Here is an 18351-nt window from a genome sequence, read left to right on the forward strand (position 1 = left end):
ATTGTATTCCTTCTAACCAAACCAACTTATTTTTAAGTAATTACTATTCCTCCATTTCATCCTCAAACTTCGTATCTGCCATTCTTGTTTTAATGACGTCAAAATCCTTATACTTATTTTCTTTTTCTACTTCTACTTTATCGTAATCAAAAACAAGGAACTGACCAGAATTCATGCTTTCCATATTATCAAAAGAGAAAATATTGTTATTCTGAATTTGAAGGACCTTAAGGCTTGACAATTGTCCAAACTCCTTTGGAATTTCCCCGCCCAGTTCATTGTTCGCCAATACCAGCTCCTTTAATTCTCCTAATTTCCCCAATTCTCCAGGGATAGAACCGTACAATTTATTTTCAAAAAGCCCCAGACTCTCCAATTTTGAAAGCTCTCCCAATGAATTTGGTATGCGCCCCGTAAGGTTATTGCTGGATAAATTAAGCTCCTTTAGGGTTTGAATGTTTCCAAGACTTTCCGGTATTTTTCCACTTAGGAAATTATTAAAAGCAGAAAGTTTTACCAAGGATTTCATACTCCCGATTTCTGATGGTATTTCTCCCTCCAACCTATTCATCTCCAATTTCAACACCTCCAATTTACTTAACTGGGCTATACTTTTCGGAATTTCCCCACTTATGACATTAAAGGCAAGGTTTAGATTCTCCAAGTGCTTCAAATCCCCTATACTTTCTGGCAGACTACCTACAAGGTTATTCCTAAAAAGATTTATTTCCACCACATGCCCGTTTTGGACCGTCACCCCAAACCAAGTATCAACAGGGGCATTGACATCCCATGTAGTATTCCATTTTTGGCCTTGGGTACTTTTGTAAAGTTCCAATAGTACGTTTTTTTCACTTTTTGGAACCATCGCATCTACCGCTGTGGTAAACACCAAGCAAAATACAATCACTCCCAAAACCCAAGCTCTTCGTAATTTTTGTTGTATCATATATGTATTTCTTTAATTAAAACTATCCTCAAATCTGGTATCGGCCGTTCTAACATCCTTATCACTATTTATTTTATTAAGATCAAAATTTCTGTGATTACTTCCATCAAAATCAAAAAGAGCAAAATTATTTTTACCCGCATCCTTACTGAAATCATTTTCGCCAAATCTATTATTTTGAAGTTGTACCAGTTTTAGATTAGGAAGACTTAAGATATCCTCCGGGAATTCTCCCCTAAATCGGTTTTCCGCCAAAACAAGCATTTTAAGATTGGTCAGGTTTTCCAGACTGTCCGGCACTACGCCACTAAAATTATTATCGCCCAACTCCAAACGTTCTAAATATTTTAAATTTCCAAAGGTCAAAGGTATAGAACCACTTAATCCATTATGGGAAAGCAATATTACCCTTAGCCTTTTAATCTCACCCATACTTAGAGGCAATTCTCCAGAAAGGTCATTATAAAAAAGATCCAGTACAAGAAGCTTTTCCAAACTCCCAATATTTTTAGGAATCGTCCCTGTTATTTTATTTTTACCCAACCTTAGCACAACCAATTTTTTTAATTCCGTTATACTTTCTGGAATACTCCCTCCAATATTATTTAAGGCAAGGTTCAATACTTTTAAATTCTTTAGGTCGCCTATTGAATTTGGTATGCTCCCCTTAAGATTATTATTCATTAAATTAAGGGATACCACCTTATTGTTCTCAAGGGTAACACCCTCCCAGGTAGATACCGGAGCGTTCAAGTCCCATCCCTTGGTCCAGGTATGGCCCTTTGCACTGTTATAGAGGTCTACAAGCACATTTTTTTCCAGTTCAGAAACCTGACCAGATAAAAATTGTCCAAATAAAACCACAAATAGCATAAATATGCTTTTTTTCATATTTTTCACTTTTATCCTAAATAAAGAATAAGAATTACCCTACAAAATAAGGTTATTGTCCGACAAACAGCAAAAATATTCGATGAAATAAGCTCGAAAGCCCCTTATTTGTTGTGAAAGTGCAAAAAGTTGTGGTGAAAGAAATTTAAACACTTGGATTTATTTCCTACAAAGAGAATTCTTCAAGTTCCAAAGTGATATTTTCCCAAGTTTTCATAAGGTTTTCGAGGTTCTTTTTTTTCTTTTGATAAGCGTCGAAAAAATTGGCCTTTGCAATTGTTGCATCATAATTCATAAGTAGGTCATGATCAATTCCTGCTATTTCCTTTTCTAAGCGGGCAATGTCACTTTCCGCTGAACTAAGCTTATTTTTTAAAGATTTTATCTTTTTTTGATCTTCGAAATCGATGTGTTTCTCCTGGGGTTTTTCTTTTTTCTGGACTACCGTTTGCTTCTTTTCTATTGCCCTGAAATCCTCAACTTTCCTCTGCTCCAAATAGAAATCGATGTCCCCAAGATATTCTTTGATGCTGCCATCCCTAAATTCATATACCTTGTTCGTAAGTCCCTGCAAAAAATCCCGATCGTGACTCACTAATATCAAGGTTCCATCAAAATTCTGAAGGGCCTGCTTTAGCACATTCTTGGATTTGATGTCCAAATGGTTTGTTGGCTCATCCATAACCAACACATTAAAAGGCTGTAGTAGCATTTTTGCGAGGGCCAATCTGTTCCGCTCACCTCCAGATAGTACTTTTACATATTTCTCCACCTCATCGCCCCTAAATAAAAAAGACCCCAATATATCCCTAACTTTACTCCTGTTCTTTTCATTGGCCGCATCTAACATGGTATCCAAAATAGTCTTTTCCCCATCCAAATATTCTGCCTGATTTTGTGCGAAATATCCAATTTGAACATTATGACCTAATTTTAGGTGCCCCTTATGATCCAAATCTCCCACCATTATTTTTGCCAGAGTGGATTTCCCTTGCCCATTTTGCCCAACAAATGCGGTTTTGGAGTCCCGCTCTATCAACAGGTCTATTTTCTCTAGTACATGGTTGTCTCCATAACTCTTGGATAAGCCTTCTATTTCTGTTACAACTTTACCAGGGGTAACGGAAATTTGAAATCTCAAGTTCATAACACTATTGTCATCCTCATCAACCTCTATCCGCTCCATTTTATCGAGCTTCTTGATTAGGGACTGTGCCATGGAGGCCTTTGTGGATTTGGCCCTGAACTTTTCAATCAATCTTTCAGCCTGCTGTATTTCCTTCTCTTGATTTTTCTGGGCATTTAACTGCTGCTGCTTTATTTCGTTCCTAAGCACCAAGTATTTGGAATAGGGCTTATTGTAATCATATATCCTTCCCAATGAAATTTCAATAGTCCTATTGGTAACATTATCCAAAAACATTTTATCGTGGGAGACTATCATAACACCCCCGGAATAATTCTTCAGGAAATTTTCCAACCAAATTATTGATTCTATATCCAAGTGGTTTGTTGGCTCATCCAATAAGAGTACGTCATTGCTCTGTAACAAAAGCTTTGCCAATTCTATCCGCATCCTCCAACCTCCGGAAAAGGTTTCCGTTTTACGATCAAAATCCTCACGTTTAAAACCTAGGCCCAACAATACCTTTTCGGTTTCGCCCTGATAATTGTACCCTCCCAAAATCTCATAATGATGGGTTACATCGTTCAAGTCTATAATTAACTGATTATAGGCTTCACTTTCATAGTCGGTACGCTCGGCCAGCTGATGGTTAATTTCATCCAACCTGAGCTCCAAAGCCTTTATTTCCTCAAAGGCCTGATGAGCCTCTTCCTGCACCGTCCTTCCTAGTTCAAAATCGATATCCTGCCGTAGGAATCCCATCTTAATATCTTTATCAGAGGCTATAGTTCCCGAATCTATGGGCATATCCTTGGATAAAATTTTCAAAAGCGTAGATTTCCCCGCTCCGTTTTTTCCTATTAGACCAACGCGATCCCCAGAATTTAAACGGAAAGATATTTCTTCAAACAGATATTCTCCTCCAAAAGAAACGGAGAGATTGTGGATATTAAGCATATTTGGTGACTAATGTTACACTGATTAATGCTACAAAAATGTAATTTTGTAGAAACTTTTTGCAAATGTTAAAAAAAGGAAACAAACTCTACAGCATTTTAACAGGAACTTGTCCTAAATGTCATGAAGAGAGTATGTATCAGGACAAAAACCCATATCATTTGGGCAATATCTTCAAAATGAACGAGCGTTGCTCGCATTGCGGTACCAAATATAAAATAGAACCCTCTTTTTTTTACGGGGCCATGTATGTTAGTTATGGTGTAGGTGTAGCCTTTGCCGTAGCCGCTTTCGTAATTGCTTTTTTATTTTTCCAAGCTACCTTAATAAATACCTTTATTGCCATCATTGCTACGATGATCGTGTTTATGCCATTTATCATTAGGGTATCACGAAACATTTGGATCAATTTCTTCATAAAATACGACCCAAAGGCCACTACTAAGATCAGTTCCTAAAATGCTTCTTGGTAAAACGCGATAGGTCCATTTCGGGCGCCATAGCCTCTTTATTTTCTATTAAGGCATAAAGTTGTATGGACGCCATAGGGGCAATCATAACCCCACGGGAACCCAATCCATTTAGTAAATACATGTTTTCATGTTGGGGATGCCTGCCTACTAGTGGCTTCCTATCACTCACCGTTGGCCTAATGCCAGCAACATGATCAATAACTTCATAAGGACATCTTAGAAAAGTATTCAACTTTTGCAAAAGCTCCTGTTTGCATTCTTCGGTGGGAGTATTGCTTTTATCTTTCCATTTATAGGTAGCACCCACTCTATACATATCATTGCCCAAGGGAATAATAAAAACAGACGATTTTATAACCCTCTCCTCTTTTAAGGCCGGTGCCTTGATACTCAACAATTCCCCTTTGGTACCGTTGAGCGGCAAATAATTGAAATATGGGTTGTTTTTGATCCCAAACCCTGTTGCAAAAACTATGTTTCTAGCCTTTGTACCATGATATTCCACAAATCCGTCCTGTAGCGTTAGGGCTTCAAAGTCAAAGGTTTCCCTGAGCAATACATCTTTATCCCTCAGATACTTGCCGTAGTGCAAAAGTAAAACGGCAGTATCTATCCTTCCCGTATGCATTACCTCCCCATAGCCATAGGGAGCTTCGATACTGGGATTATGATTGGAAAGTATTTTTGGGGCCACAAAATGGCCCAAATTCGGTTTGTCCGAAGCTTCAAACCAAAGGTTCTGTTCATTTATACTGGCAAAACGTCTCAGGATCGGAATCTTGTAATCCAATTGGACATTTAATTTCTTTTCCAATTCGGAATAGAAGGGAATGGCCAAGTCTAACTGTTCTTTGGCATTCCAGGCCAATGTAAAGCGCTTAAGGGTAACCGGATTGTACAGTCCACCTGCTACTACGGAAGAGGTTTGGGAATCATCACTGATTACTTTAAAAGATTTTTTATTTATCTCCAATACTTCGCAAAAGGAAATACCGGCCAAGCCCAGACCCACAATTAGATAATCTACCATTTTGCAAAAGTAGAGAAGGAAATCTAAATCTTCATCAAATTGAAATATTAATCATCCTGCTTTCTATAAAAGCACCATTCTTCACTATGCAATGATTTAAAGTAAAATATAAATCTGTTAAAAAAGGAAGCGCCACATCTTAGGATGTGGCGCTTAGCTTTATATGTGAATTGGAATATTATTAAGGCTAGTAGGCCCACATATCTTGTTCTCTATCTCGGATAACCTCTTTAATACGTTTGGATTCCAATAATTGGAACAAGGCATTATCAGCTATATAGTCCTTAACCTCACGATCTCCATGCACGTTATCTTCCTTATAGATCGTTGCATTGAATCTTCTTGCATTCAACAACATATCAAAAGAAATAGGCTGTGCGGAATTTCGTTGATTAAACACTTTGGCCTCATGTAATATCTGTCTTGCACTAGGATACCATACCCAAAACAATGGAACTTTTGCCTCGGCCAAATCCATAGACTCATCGTCTATAAAGTTAACGTCGGGAGCTACAGGTGCAATACCCAACAATCGGTATTTTAATTCACCCAATCTTTTGTCGAAATACCAGATTCCTTTAACAAGGTACTCCTCCAAATCGGCAGCAACAAGGTTCCTACGATTAATATATTCAGGAGAAATAGGCTCTCCCGCATTATATTGCTCGTATCCGTAGTCTGTAGTATCTACTTTTTGCAAAGTTGCAGCCAAATCGCTGAACTTTCTTTTTTCGGTAAAATAGGAATCTACATAGACGTCTTCCAATTTTCCATTTTTTATATTCTTGATCAACACATCGTATAAAGACCTTCTATCAGGACCTATATCAATGGTATCTAAAGGATAATAAAGTGGAAAATTAACACGCTCGTCCAAGTCGATCACTTCCCAAATGGTTTTGGACCAGAGAATATCCCTGTCGTCTACGTAAGCGTAAGGTAAAGGAGCGTCATTATCTTTAGCAATTTGCGCTTCCGTCTTCTTCCCTATCTCTTCCGGTAATTTGGCATTTAAAATATTAGCCTGGGCGGAAATAGACAATGGTAACAGGACCACTACTCCAATTAATAAAACATTTTTCCAATTCATCTGTTTAAATTTATTGTTTTTAATCTTCAGTCCCACCGAAGTTGGACTGGTGAATTAGCCATGGTAAACATTCTTAATTTGCCATGGCCGTTTCACAACATTTTTACTAGTTTGTTATCTCCACAACAACCGGAGATACTTTTTTAAGCTTATAGCCTTTATTGTTAGTAATGTAGGCTTCGATATCAAATATTTGAACGGCATCTCCACGACCTGCCCTTTTAAGCGCAGACTTGGCTCTTTCATCCAATTTGTTTCCGTTTACATCTACTGTAGGCTGTCCTGGTACTTTAAATTTGAATCCACTAACCGCAAGGTTAAGATCAAAATCAAAGTCTTCCAATAGAGCTCCAATAGTAGAAATCTCTAGGTTGTTTTTACCCATTTTAGCACTTCCAGATTCTCCTCTTACAGATCCTGAAGGTCTTGGAATATCCTTAATCCTAAACTCGGACGAAGTTTTGATCATTTGTCCATCAGGTAATTTACCTGAAGCAGTTATAGAAACAGTTCTACCTGTACCAGGATTCATAGCGTATTTACTTCCACTCTGCTTACTAAGCCCTGGAGCGGATGCAGATACATTGTTATCAGGAATACCAGGAATGGATATGGTTATAGGGTTTGAAACACCACGATAAACAACATTCATTTTATCAGCTGAAATAACGGCAGCATTTGGTTTGGTAATAGTGGCAAATGTAGAGGATACTGGCACTTCTGTACGCTCTCCATCTTGCATAAATACCAAGTTACCTGCAATCTTATGATCACCAGCACTTCCAGCACTTACGGTCAATCTTACCTTACCGTCCTCGATTACATAATCGGTACCTTCACTTAACTTTCTACCATCTAGGGTCAAGTTAACTTCGTTAGGTTTTGTAGTGGCATCTTTACGACCCAATACAATATTTCCTGCAAATTTTTCACCTGCATAAAAAGCAGATTTCTCTTGCTCCAACAAAGTGGTATAATTGGTCATAGAAACCTCACTGCTCAACTGTCCTTGAAGCATAGCTTTTAGAGCATCCTCCTCGGTAGCCTTAATATCGGCCTGAAGTGAAGTGATCTTGGTCAAAGAAGCTACTAACGGATAACCTTCAAAGTTATAGTTCAACCAATCTTGCTTGGAACCATCCCTTTTTTCAACCTTACCGTTCTCATCTCCAGTTTCGAACCTAGAATTTACAGAAGACTTTACAGACTCCAATTCCTTAGGCATAACTGCAGCAATCTGGGTACGATAGTTTACCAAGCGATCCAAGAACTCTTTACCATCCGCTCCAAGTTGGTCTCCTTGGAAAAAACGTTGATCTAAATAATCGGTCTTATCCATAACTTGATAATCTTTTGGATCATCAACATCGGCCATCATCTCCTTTTTCAAGTTTTCCAAGTATAGGTAATACTCTGAAGACAATTCCTTTATTTTCTTGGCATCCTCCAAAAGAGGGCCAAATTTCTCAGCATTTTCAGATGCTTTGGTTTCAAGACCACTTAGGAAAGCCGTATTGTTTTCCGTGGTTTTTACGTTAGAAGCTTCTAACTTTTCGTTCATAAGACCGAAAGCCGATAGAACTTCTTTTCCCATATTTAAGGCCAACATCGCGATGAAGATCAAGTACATTAGGTTGATCATCTTCTGACGTGGTGTTGCTTTTCCTCCTGCCATTTTTCTAATTAGTTTTAATTATTAATTGATTTGGGTTTGGTTATTGAATTTTAACTAATTAGTTTCTATTCATTGCAGATAACATACCACCGTAAACTCCGTTCAAAGAAGAAAGGTTGGTTGCCAAAGATTCCATTTGATCTTTAAGGGCACTTGAATTCTGTACCACTTCCTCGTTGATGGAAGCTTGTCTGCTTGCGCTTTCCAATTGTACTTTATAAAGACTGTTCAAAGATTCCATTTGAGCGGCAGCTTGTACCATTTCATCAGAATACTTTTTAGTAGATTCCATAGCATCAACAGTAGGAGCTATACCTTTGGCAGCACCTTCAAAGTTTCTAATGCTAGATCCAAGACTTTCCATAAGGTTGGCATCTACACCGGCTTCTTTTAACAAATCATCCAATTTTTTGGATAAAGAAGCTTCTGCCTCTTTCAGTTCAGCTTTGGAATTTGATTTTCCAGCGGTAGCACCTCCATTTAATTCCGGGTACACCAATGACCAATCGTATTCGTCATCTACTGGTTCAAATGCACTGATAGCAAAAATTAATGCTTCGGTAATAAGACCGATTGCCAATAACAATCCTCCCGTAAGTGGGCCAAATTGCCAGTGAAGGATCTTAAACAATGCTCCTATAATTACTACAGATGCACCAAGGCCGTAGGCCATGTTAAATAATTTCTTAGTTGATTTTGACTGTGCCATAATTTTAAATTTAATTAAGTAATGTTAATAATAAGTATTTGGTTTAACGTTTGATTCAATATAAAGGTCTTCTTTATTTTATATTTTAATTGGTAGAGTCTTCCTCTCCCATATAATCCTGTACGGTTCTAAAACCGATATAACTACGTGCCGAATCCTGGTATTCATAATCTCTGGTGCTTACCTGTAGGAAATAAGCAACATCTTTCCAAGATCCACCTCGTATAACTTTTCTGGCGTTTTGTGTAGATTCCGCATTTGGATTCATAGTGGACACATATTCATATGAATTTGGGTCATAGCTACTATTGGTCCATTCGGAAACGTTACCTGCCATATTATAAAGGTTATAATCGTTGGGCTCATAGGCCTTTGCCTCTACCGTATACAAGGCTTGATCCGCCGCATAATCCCCACGCTGTGGTTTAAAGTTGGCCATAAAACACCCGGTATCACTAATTACATAAGGTCCTCCCCATGGGTATGTTCCTCCTTCTATACCTCCTCTTGCAGCATATTCCCATTCCGCTTCGGTAGGTAATCTAAAGCGGTTGACAAATTGCTTACCCCTACTTTTTTGATCGTCGTTCTTGAACTTGGTCCTCCAGTTACAAAAGGCCTGTGCCTGTTGCCAAGAAACACCTACCACAGGATAATCACTATAGGCATCGTGCCAGAAGTAATCGTTGTGCATTGGCTCATTATAAGAGTAGGAGAAATCCTTTATCCATACCGTAGTATCCGGATAAATTTCCAGTTCTTCCTGTTTTATAAAATTCTTTCTATTTCCCTTTTTGGCACGGGCCGCAGCCTCAATATCCATCCAGGTATATTTGTATTTCAATTTGGTAACATCTATATGTCGTTGGCCATTATAGGATTCCTCCTGGGAAATATACAATGAATCCATAACCTCGGCATAATACTCATCCGGATATTTGGATGTATCCCATGTTAAGCTCTGTTTTCTGTCCAATGCCCTACCCTCGTAGCCTGTTTCTCCCATACCGGCATAATTGTTCAGCATATACTTGTCGTAGGCAGACAATCTTGTGGTATCGGCATCCTTAAAGGCATAGTCTCCTATACCTCCATCTTCTGGACCCAATCCCAACTCATCGGCCAAAATAGCCAAATTGGTTCTTGCAATGGAGTCTTTTACCCATTCTACAAATTGACGATATTCACTATTCGTAATTTCGGTATCATCCATGTAGAAAGATCGAACAGTTACAGTCTTTGTCGGGGCGTTTAGTACCTTAGCCTGATCTTCCTCACTCTTACCCATGATGAATGCTCCTCTAGGAATCAATTCCATACCATAGGGTTTTTCAGGATACCACTTTTTTCCTTGAGCTCCGACCAGCTCTCCTTTTGTTTTGGACCCGCAACTTGAGAGTAAAAAAACAAATGCTATAGATGACAACAATAGCTTCTTCATACGTTAGGTTAAATTTCGATTATGATTATAAATGCAAACACAAGTATTATTCTCTAAAACTTATTTTTAAATAATTTATTGTATAAAAATTGTTTTTATACCCTAAATTTATTATTTCAATTAAACCCTTTTTTGTAGGCTTTAAACCACCGCTCAGGAATATTTTGATTACATGCATCCAGATAATCCAATTCAGTGCATGGTAATAACGCGGGTGAATTTGTTTTAGTATGTGAAGTTAAAATTGAAGGTACCTCTACCCACCATCTTTCGCTGAGATGGCTTTTATAAAAAACGAGGGACTCATCCTCGGTAGGTACGGTATACTTGGTGAAGTCGTTACTATTACTATTGGGAGTCTCTTGGATCCTAAAGTTTAGGCCCTCAATAAAATACCAAATTATTTGGGCAACAAGTTGAAAGGATTGATTGCTATTTTCGCATTCGTAAATTCCAAAAACGGATACATTGTCGCTAATTCCGGCATATCTTGCTATGGCACAGATTTCCCTTCCGTTAAAACCGTTGGGAGAAAAATTTCTGGAATACCCTATATCTGCCGCACGTATGGCCCGTGCATCCAAACTAACCACATGTGCATTCCGCAGCACTGGCTCTGCCAAGGTTATATTGGAAATTAATTCGCCCAACCTATAGGAATCAAAAAAAAGTCGCTCCATTAAATCCAATTCTTCTTGAGAATTGAAATAGCTTTGATAGCCAATATTGGAGAAATTAAATAGATTGTTGGGCTTTTCGGTAATTATTTTACTCATATAGGAATGGGAAGAAATAAGTTCTTCGTCCATCCCAAAGTCGAACCTACTGTCTATGGACACTAGATTAACCATATTTTTAAGACCGTCAAAAGCCCTATATGTAGGATAGGTAATGTCTTGGGTTGCACCAATAACAATAGGGATAATATTTTCTTCCAGCAGGCCGGCAACTATTTCCTTGACGACAAAATAGGTGTCCTCTACGGTCTCCCCTTCCTCAATATCGCCTAAATCTATGATGGAGGAATTCCAGTTTCCCATCATTAAATTATACAACTGTAGTCTAATTTCGGAAATATCCAGGCGCTCCGGTTTTTTCTCAAAAGCATTTCTAGATTCATTGACCCCTAGTATAGCAACACTTACATTTGCCAGCACCGGAAGACCATGCCGAGCAGTGTGCATATATATGTGTTTTCCCAATGCTTGGGCCGGAAGTAATTCGCAATGGGCCAATACCCTATCACTTACGGGTACTAAAAAATCGAATGCCATATTATTTTTTAGCCTTAGGTTTTGCTTTTGTTTTTTTCTTAGGTGTCTTTTTTTCTATTAATTCCTGGGCCTCCTTAAGGGAAATCTTGGTGGCATCCACATCTTTGGAAACCTCTACCTTAACCTTGCCCTTAATAATGGTATGCCTTCCCCATCTCGCTTTTTCTATTCTAATACCTTCTTCTGGCCACTCTTGGACCAATTTATCGATCTCTTTTTGTTTTTTGGCTTCTATAATCTCTTCAATATCCTGTTTTGAAAGGCTATCAAAATCATATTTCTTACTAACATTGATAAACATTCCGCCCCATTTAATAAATGGACCAAATCTTCCGACCCCTTTGGTAACCTCCTTATTCTCATAAGTTGCAATAGGGGCATCTGCCTTTTGTTTTTCCTTGATTAGTTCTACTGCCCTATCCATGTCTATCTCCATGGCATTTTCATCCTTGCCCAACGAAACAAACTTTTTACCAAACCTTATATAAGGACCAAAGCGGCCTACATTGGCCTCTACATCTTCACCTTCATAAACCCCCAGCTTTCTTGGCAATTTAAACAGGTCCATAGCTTCTTCGTAGCTGATGGTATTTAAGGACTGGTCCGGTAACAGACTGGCAAACGACGGTTTTTCCTCGTCATCTACGGTTCCTACCTGTACCATAGGCCCAAAACGGCCCAATCTAACCGAAACCTGTTTTCCCGTCTTGGGATCTGTTCCCAAAACACGTTCACCACTGGCCCTATCCGCATTTTCCTCCACATCCAAGACCTTGGGATGAAAATCCCCATAAAAATCCTTCAATACTTTTTGCCAATCCTCATCACCCGATGCAATCTCATCAAAATCCTCTTCCACTTTAGCGGTAAAATTATAATCCAAAATTGTTTCAAAATGTCCTACCAAAAAGTCGGTTACTATTATTCCTATATCCGTAGGCACCATTTTCCCTTTATCAGAACCCACATTTTCCTTTAAATCCTTAGTGGTCAATTTATCGGATTTCAACAGTAGTTGTACATAATTTCTTTCGGTGCCCTCAATAGTACCCTTTTCTACATAACCTCTATTCTGAATAGTGGAAATTGTAGGTGCATAGGTAGAAGGTCTTCCAATTCCAAGCTCTTCCAGTTTTTTAACCAAAGAGGCTTCAGTATATCTATAGGGTGCCCTGGAAAAACGTTCTGTTGCCGTTATATAATTATTTAGGAGTTTTTCACCTTCCTTCATAGCCGGAAGCATTCCCTCCTGCTCTTCATTTATATCCTCCTCATCGGTTCCTTCCAAATAGACCTTCAGGAAACCATCAAATTTAATTACCTCCCCGTTGGCCGTAAATTCTTCCTTGTGGGTATTGGCTTTTATTTTAACATTGGTACGCTCCAATTCCGCATCACTCATTTGTGAGGCCAGGGTACGTTTCCATATAAGCTCGTATAATTTGGATTGATCCCTTTCCAAGGAGGGAGACTGATTGGTCATTTCCGTAGGGCGGATAGCCTCATGTGCTTCCTGTGCTCCTTTGGATTTTCCTGTAAAATTCCGGACCTTACTGTATTCCTTGCCGTAATTACTTATAATAGCATCCTTTGCAGCATCTATAGCATCTTGGGAAAGGTTTACGCTATCCGTTCTCATATATGTTATTAACCCCGCCTCGTATAGGCGTTGTGCCACCTGCATAGTCCTTGAAACCGAAAAATACAATTTTCTGGAGGCTTCCTGTTGCAGTGTTGAAGTTGTAAATGGTGCTGCGGGCGATTTTTTGGCCGGTTTCTTATCCAGATTGGCGACCGAAAAATTTGCTCCAATATTTTCCTTTAAGAACGCTTCCGCCTCTTTCTGGCTGGAATAGGTCTTATTTAACTTGGCCGTAAAAATACTTCCCTCATTGGTTTTAAACTCGGCAGATATCCTAAAAGCCGCTTCTGGATTAAAAGCCTCTATTTCCCGTTCTCTTTCTACAATTAATCTCACCGCAACGGATTGAACCCTACCGGCAGATAATCCCGGTTTAATTTTTTTCCACAAGACGGGAGAAAGTTCGTAACCCACCAATCTATCCAAAATTCGTCTTGCCTGTTGGGCGTTCACCAAATCGTAATTAATTTCCCTAGGATTTTCAATGGCTTTTTGAATGGCAGATTTGGTAATGGAGTTAAAAACTATCCGCTTCGTTTTATTCTTGTCCAATTTCAACTCCTCTGCCAAATGCCAAGAAATTGCCTCCCCTTCACGGTCTTCATCACTCGCAAGCCATATGGTATCCGCTTTGTCCGCCAAATCCTTAAGCTTTTTCACAAGGGCCTTTTTGTCCTTGTCTACAATATATTTTGGGGCGAAATTATTATCCACATCCACTCCCAATTCTTTGGAAGGTAAATCGGCAATATGTCCAAAACTGGACTCTACCTTATAATCCTTTCCTAAAAATTTTTCAATTGTTTTTGCTTTAGCCGGGGACTCTACGATTACTAAATTCTTTGCCATTAACTAGTTTTTGGTGACACAAAAGTATATCAATTTTTTTATTTAATGGATTTTCATTTGTGCCACCATAAAAAAACACCCCTATTTTAAGGGGTGTTTTAATATATTTCGAAGAAATTAATTAAGCTTAAATGTGCTGATCAGCTTAATTTTATTCTCCAGATATTCATATTGATATAGAACTTTCTCCCCGATCATCAATAAATTATCCTCCATGGGAATAACATCAAAAGTATCTATATCCTTAAAATGGTTAAGCTGTACCAAATCCTGAACATTGGTCTTATCATAGACCTTAAGTCCTGAAGCCCCGTCGCACACAAATAGCTTTTCATCCTTAACTCCCAGGCCATAAGGACCGTCCATGGGATAGGTCTTAACCAATTCAGGATTGGTGATATCCGAAATGTCCACAATAAAAAGTCCACTCTCCGTAGCACCGCACATATTTCCGCCCCTTAGAGTTACAAAAGCATAATCTCCATCAACCACAACTGGGTCACAGGCTGTACCGTGTTCAAATTCAGAAATCAAGCTAGGGGTAGCCGGAGAAGAAATATCATAAATATACATCCCCCTCATACTGCCTAAAAATAATTGGTCTCCCCTGTTAAAAATAGTTTCAATATCGAATCCGGCATATACGTCATCCAGATCCTTGGGGTTTTCCAGATCTTCAATGTTGAATACATTTATATTATGACTGTCCACAGCGTATAAATAATCATTTACGATCTTAAAGCGTGCCAAGGAACCACCCTGCCCTATTGGAGCGGAATTCTGGGCGGCATTCGAAAGCATTACATCAAACTCACGTGAAAAATCCACCTGCACTTCTTCTATCAACCTTCTCTCCTTTACGGTTTCCCATCCGATCACAATATCATTTTCATAATCTATATCCTGCCACTCATAAATATCTACCTCAAAAGGGAAAATTACATTGTCCCTCAGAACATTTTCCAAGCGGTTTACCGTTTTAATCTTATTGATATCCGATATATCCAATACTATCAAATCCGTAATACTATCAGCATATAGGTAATTTCCCTTTACAGAAACATCTACGTTGCCCGGTATTTTAATAAAGGCTATTTTTTTGGGAGTTGTGGGGTCAGAATTATCAATGACATGAACCCCTTTATATTTCTCATTGACGAATATAAAATCGCCATAGACATATATTTTTCCGGATTCATCCATAGGGATAGGGGCTATGACATCTATCGCCATTTTAAAATCGGCCTTGCTCATCTTTAAAGGTTTCGCTACCAAATACTCCGCATATTTACCGTCATCCTCATCATTACAGGAAACAAACCCAAGGGCAGTCAACACAAACAAAAGTAGAATTGTCCTTCTCATACTAATATAATTTTACGGGGTCACCTTTAGAAAGATGCCCCTTAACCCAAAAAGTTGCGTTGATTTTTGATAAATATTTAACTGTCAATATGTCATATTTAGCCATATAATACTATCTTTGCACACTCTTAAAGATGAGGTTGAATGCATAATAAAATGGAGAAGATTATAGATGAATCTGTTCAAGGAACTGCCATTACCCTTGCGGTAAAAGAAAACGGTACTAGAAAACTATACATAGAAAGCTATGGCTGTGCCATGAATTTTTCGGATAGTGAAATTGTCGCATCCATACTGTCCAACGAAGGCTTTAGTACTACTCCGAATTTGGAAGATGCCGACTTGGTGTTGGTCAACACCTGTTCTATTCGGGAAAAAGCAGAACTTACCATTCGCAAGAGATTGGAAAAATTTAATGCAGTAAAAAGGCACAGACCACATATGAAGGTGGGGGTTCTTGGATGCATGGCCGAGAGGCTAAAAACCAAATTATTGGAAGAGGAGAAAATTGTGGATATGGTAGTAGGCCCGGACGCCTACAAGGACTTGCCCAATCTTATCCAAGAGGTGGACGATGGCAGAAATGCAGTAAACGTAATCCTATCCAAAGAAGAAACCTATGGAGATATATCGCCGGTACGACTCAATACCAACGGCGTTACCGCCTTTGTATCCATTACCCGAGGTTGTGACAATATGTGTACCTTTTGCGTAGTGCCCTTTACACGGGGACGGGAACGAAGCAGGGATCCACAATCCATACTGGAAGAAGTAAACGACCTTGCCGATAAAGGATTTAAGGAAATTACCCTCTTAGGGCAAAATGTGGACAGTTACCTGTGGTATGGGGGCGGATTAAAAAAAGGATTCGACAAAGCGTCGGAAATGCAAAAAGCCACAGCTGTAAGTTTCTCGAATCTATTGGAGATGGTGGCTTTGGCTCAACCCAAAATACGTATCCGGTTTTCCACTTCCAATCCGCAGGATATGACATTGGATGCGGTTAGGGTCGTAGCAAAATATTCAAACATCTGTAATTATATTCATTTACCAGTGCAAAGTGGCAGCAACAGGATCCTAAAGGAAATGAACAGATTGCACACCAGGGAAGAATACCTGGAACTAGTAAAGAATATAAAAGAAATAATCCCAGATTGCACCGTCTCACAGGACATGATCACAGGATTTCCAACCGAAACAGAAGAAGATCATCAGGATACCCTTTCCTTAATGGAAGAGATTAAGTATGATTATGGATATATGTATGCCTATTCCGAAAGGCCCGGGACGGCTGCAGCCAGAAACATGGTGGATGACGTAGCGCAAGAGGTCAAAAACAGAAGACTTACGGAAATCATTGCCCTTCAAAGGGAACACAGCCATTTTAGGAGCAAGCAACAGCTTGGAAAAACTGTCGAAGTTCTCATCGAGGGATCCTCCAAAAAATCCGATTTGGATTGGATGGGAAGGAACTCCCAAAGTTTTGTAGTGGTATTCCCAAAGGAAAATTATAAAATAGGCGATTTTGTGAATGTCGAAATTACCGATTGCACCTCCGGTACCCTAATAGGAATGCCGTTGGGGCTATCCAACAACAATTAAATAATGGAATCGATTCAATCAATAAAACAGCGCTTTGAAATCATTGGCAATGATGTAAAACTTAATCGTGCCATTGAAAAGGCCATTCAGGTGGCACCTACGGACATCTCTGTATTGGTTACGGGGGAAAGCGGCGTTGGTAAAGAGGCCATTCCAAAAATTATACATTCCCTTTCCCATAGAAAACATGCCAAGTACATTGCAGTCAACTGTGGTGCCATACCGGAAGGCACCATCGATAGTGAACTATTTGGTCACGAAAAAGGGGCTTTTACGGGAGCAACAGCTACCAGGAGTGGGTATTTTGAGGTAGCCGATGGCGGTACCATTTTTTTGGATGAGGTTGGGGAACTTCCCCTTACCACCCAAGTACGTCTTTTGAGGGTTTTGGAAAATGGGGAATTTTTAAAAGTAGGATCTTCCCAGGTCCAAAAAACAGATGTCAGAATAGTGGCCGCTACCAATGTTAACATGTTCGAGGCCATAAAAAAGGAAAAATTCAGGGAAGACCTGTATTATCGCCTAAGCACTGTAGAAATCAACATTCCCCCATTAAGGGAACGTAAAGAGGACATCCATCTATTATTTCGGAAATTTGCATCGGATTTTGGGCAGAAATATAAAATGCCTACGATTCGCTTGGATGACGATGCCGTGCAACTACTTTTAAAGTACAGATGGCCGGGAAACATTCGTCAGTTGAGGAATATTGCGGAACAGGTTTCAGTATTGGAGGAAAGTAGGCTTATTACCTTGGCCACCTTAAATGGTTACCTCCCAAATTCAAGTAATAGCAACCTGCCCGCCATAGTGGGAAAAGAAAAAAAAGAGGGGGACTTTAGTACGGAAAGGGAGATATTGTACAAGGTGCTTTTTGATATGAAAGGCGACCTGAACGATTTAAAGAAATTAACATTGGAGTTGCTTAAACACAACGACAGTGAGAAAGTACAGGAAGAAAACGAAAATCTTATCCGTAAGATCTATGGGGATGACGAGGAGGAATATACGGAACAAGAGGAAAGTCCCAGTAAAATTCTACAACTTCCCGAGCCGTATTCAGAAAAACCGATTGTTAAAACTCCCCCAGTAGATAAGTATGATTTTGCAGAGGAAATACAAGAGGAAGAAACCCTATCTTTACAGGATAAGGAAATAGAGCTCATAAAAAAATCCTTGGAACGAAATAAGGGCAAAAGAAAAGCAGCCTCAGCAGAATTGGGCATCTCGGAACGCACCCTTTATCGTAAAATAAAACAGTACGACCTTTAACAGTAA

Annotated in this window: 14 protein-coding genes; 3 read left to right on the forward strand and 11 right to left on the reverse strand. The window is 39.1% G+C overall.

Annotation, left to right across the window (positions count from 1 at the left end; genetic code table 11):
* Positions 1-43 precede the first annotated feature (43 nt).
* The 3 genes from LV92_RS18030 to LV92_RS18040 all read right to left on the reverse strand — a co-directional run bounded on the left by LV92_RS18030 (position 44) and on the right by LV92_RS18040 (position 3923).
* Positions 44-949, reverse strand: a complete 906-nt coding sequence (locus LV92_RS18030; RefSeq protein WP_111624996.1) for a leucine-rich repeat domain-containing protein — start codon at positions 947-949, stop codon at positions 44-46.
* 12 nt (positions 950-961) lie between these two features.
* Positions 962-1840, reverse strand: coding sequence for a leucine-rich repeat domain-containing protein (locus LV92_RS18035; RefSeq protein WP_111624997.1), 879 nt, complete (start codon positions 1838-1840; stop codon positions 962-964).
* Positions 1841-2006: 166 nt separating this feature from the next.
* On the reverse strand, positions 2007-3923 hold the full coding sequence (locus LV92_RS18040; RefSeq protein WP_111624998.1) for an ABC-F family ATP-binding cassette domain-containing protein: 1917 nt from the start codon (positions 3921-3923) through the stop codon (positions 2007-2009).
* A gap of 65 nt (positions 3924-3988) precedes the next feature.
* Between LV92_RS18040 and LV92_RS18045 the strand changes: the two genes are divergently transcribed.
* The gene (locus tag LV92_RS18045; RefSeq protein WP_111624999.1) at positions 3989-4381 is read left to right on the forward strand and encodes a DUF983 domain-containing protein; all 393 of its coding nucleotides are present in this window, start codon (positions 3989-3991) and stop codon (positions 4379-4381) included.
* On the opposite strand, the gene LV92_RS18050 is transcribed toward LV92_RS18045, so the two are convergent.
* The 8 genes from LV92_RS18050 to LV92_RS18085 all read right to left on the reverse strand — a co-directional run bounded on the left by LV92_RS18050 (position 4371) and on the right by LV92_RS18085 (position 15471).
* The gene (locus tag LV92_RS18050) at positions 4371-5426 is read right to left on the reverse strand and encodes an NAD(P)/FAD-dependent oxidoreductase (RefSeq protein WP_111625000.1); all 1056 of its coding nucleotides are present in this window, start codon (positions 5424-5426) and stop codon (positions 4371-4373) included. The genes LV92_RS18045 and LV92_RS18050 overlap by 11 nt on opposite strands.
* Positions 5427-5613: 187 nt before the next feature.
* Complete coding sequence (porN, locus tag LV92_RS18055) at positions 5614-6516, reverse strand: type IX secretion system ring subunit PorN/GldN (protein ID WP_111625001.1); 903 nt, start codon at positions 6514-6516, stop codon at positions 5614-5616.
* 106 nt (positions 6517-6622) lie between these two features.
* Entirely contained in the window at positions 6623-8191 is a 1569-nt protein-coding gene (porM, locus tag LV92_RS18060; RefSeq protein ID WP_111625002.1) for a type IX secretion system motor protein PorM/GldM, read from the reverse strand.
* Between the two features lie 58 nt (positions 8192-8249).
* Positions 8250-8900, reverse strand: a complete 651-nt coding sequence (gene porL, locus LV92_RS18065; protein WP_111625003.1) for a type IX secretion system motor protein PorL/GldL — start codon at positions 8898-8900, stop codon at positions 8250-8252.
* An 85-nt stretch (positions 8901-8985) separates the two neighbouring features.
* Positions 8986-10341, reverse strand: coding sequence for a T9SS ring complex lipoprotein PorK/GldK (gene porK, locus LV92_RS18070; protein ID WP_111625004.1), 1356 nt, complete (start codon positions 10339-10341; stop codon positions 8986-8988).
* A 116-nt stretch (positions 10342-10457) separates the two neighbouring features.
* On the reverse strand, positions 10458-11615 hold the full coding sequence (locus tag LV92_RS18075) for a formimidoylglutamase (RefSeq protein WP_111625005.1): 1158 nt from the start codon (positions 11613-11615) through the stop codon (positions 10458-10460).
* A gap of 1 nt (position 11616) precedes the next feature.
* On the reverse strand, positions 11617-14106 hold the full coding sequence (gene topA / locus LV92_RS18080) for a type I DNA topoisomerase (RefSeq protein ID WP_111625006.1): 2490 nt from the start codon (positions 14104-14106) through the stop codon (positions 11617-11619).
* Positions 14107-14223: 117 nt separating this feature from the next.
* Positions 14224-15471 carry an LVIVD repeat-containing protein gene (locus LV92_RS18085; protein ID WP_111625007.1) on the reverse strand — a complete coding sequence of 416 codons (1248 nt, stop codon included), beginning with the start codon at positions 15469-15471 and terminating at the stop codon, positions 14224-14226.
* 156 nt (positions 15472-15627) lie between these two features.
* Between LV92_RS18085 and miaB the strand changes: the two genes are divergently transcribed.
* Together miaB and LV92_RS18095 are read left to right on the forward strand one after the other, a co-directional pair.
* Positions 15628-17073, forward strand: coding sequence for a tRNA (N6-isopentenyl adenosine(37)-C2)-methylthiotransferase MiaB (gene miaB / locus LV92_RS18090; RefSeq protein WP_111625086.1), 1446 nt, complete (start codon positions 15628-15630; stop codon positions 17071-17073).
* A gap of 3 nt (positions 17074-17076) precedes the next feature.
* A complete protein-coding gene (locus LV92_RS18095; RefSeq protein ID WP_111625008.1) occupies positions 17077-18345 on the forward strand; it encodes a sigma-54 interaction domain-containing protein in 1269 nt (422 codons plus the stop codon).
* Positions 18346-18351: the final 6 nt, after the last annotated feature.

It is taken from the genome of Arenibacter echinorum, from assembly GCF_003259375.1.
Lineage (GTDB): Bacteria > Bacteroidota > Bacteroidia > Flavobacteriales > Flavobacteriaceae > Arenibacter > Arenibacter echinorum.

Excerpts from the sequence above, each read along its gene's own strand:
- LV92_RS18085 (WP_111625007.1), bottom strand. The coding sequence starts at position 15,471 with ATGAGAAGGACAATTCTACTTTTGTTTGTGTTGACTGCCCTTGGGTTT.
- miaB (WP_111625086.1), top strand. The coding sequence starts at position 15,628 with ATGGAGAAGATTATAGATGAATCTGTTCAAGGAACTGCCATTACCCTT.
- LV92_RS18045 (WP_111624999.1), top strand. The coding sequence starts at position 3,989 with ATGTTAAAAAAAGGAAACAAACTCTACAGCATTTTAACAGGAACTTGT.
- LV92_RS18030 (WP_111624996.1), bottom strand. The coding sequence starts at position 949 with ATGATACAACAAAAATTACGAAGAGCTTGGGTTTTGGGAGTGATTGTA.
- porK (WP_111625004.1), bottom strand. The coding sequence starts at position 10,341 with ATGAAGAAGCTATTGTTGTCATCTATAGCATTTGTTTTTTTACTCTCA.
- LV92_RS18040 (WP_111624998.1), bottom strand. The coding sequence starts at position 3,923 with ATGCTTAATATCCACAATCTCTCCGTTTCTTTTGGAGGAGAATATCTG.
- porN (WP_111625001.1), bottom strand. The coding sequence starts at position 6,516 with ATGAATTGGAAAAATGTTTTATTAATTGGAGTAGTGGTCCTGTTACCA.
- porM (WP_111625002.1), bottom strand. The coding sequence starts at position 8,191 with ATGGCAGGAGGAAAAGCAACACCACGTCAGAAGATGATCAACCTAATG.
- porL (WP_111625003.1), bottom strand. The coding sequence starts at position 8,900 with ATGGCACAGTCAAAATCAACTAAGAAATTATTTAACATGGCCTACGGC.
- LV92_RS18075 (WP_111625005.1), bottom strand. The coding sequence starts at position 11,615 with ATGGCATTCGATTTTTTAGTACCCGTAAGTGATAGGGTATTGGCCCAT.
- LV92_RS18035 (WP_111624997.1), bottom strand. The coding sequence starts at position 1,840 with ATGAAAAAAAGCATATTTATGCTATTTGTGGTTTTATTTGGACAATTT.
- topA (WP_111625006.1), bottom strand. The coding sequence starts at position 14,106 with ATGGCAAAGAATTTAGTAATCGTAGAGTCCCCGGCTAAAGCAAAAACA.
- LV92_RS18095 (WP_111625008.1), top strand. The coding sequence starts at position 17,077 with ATGGAATCGATTCAATCAATAAAACAGCGCTTTGAAATCATTGGCAAT.
- LV92_RS18050 (WP_111625000.1), bottom strand. The coding sequence starts at position 5,426 with ATGGTAGATTATCTAATTGTGGGTCTGGGCTTGGCCGGTATTTCCTTT.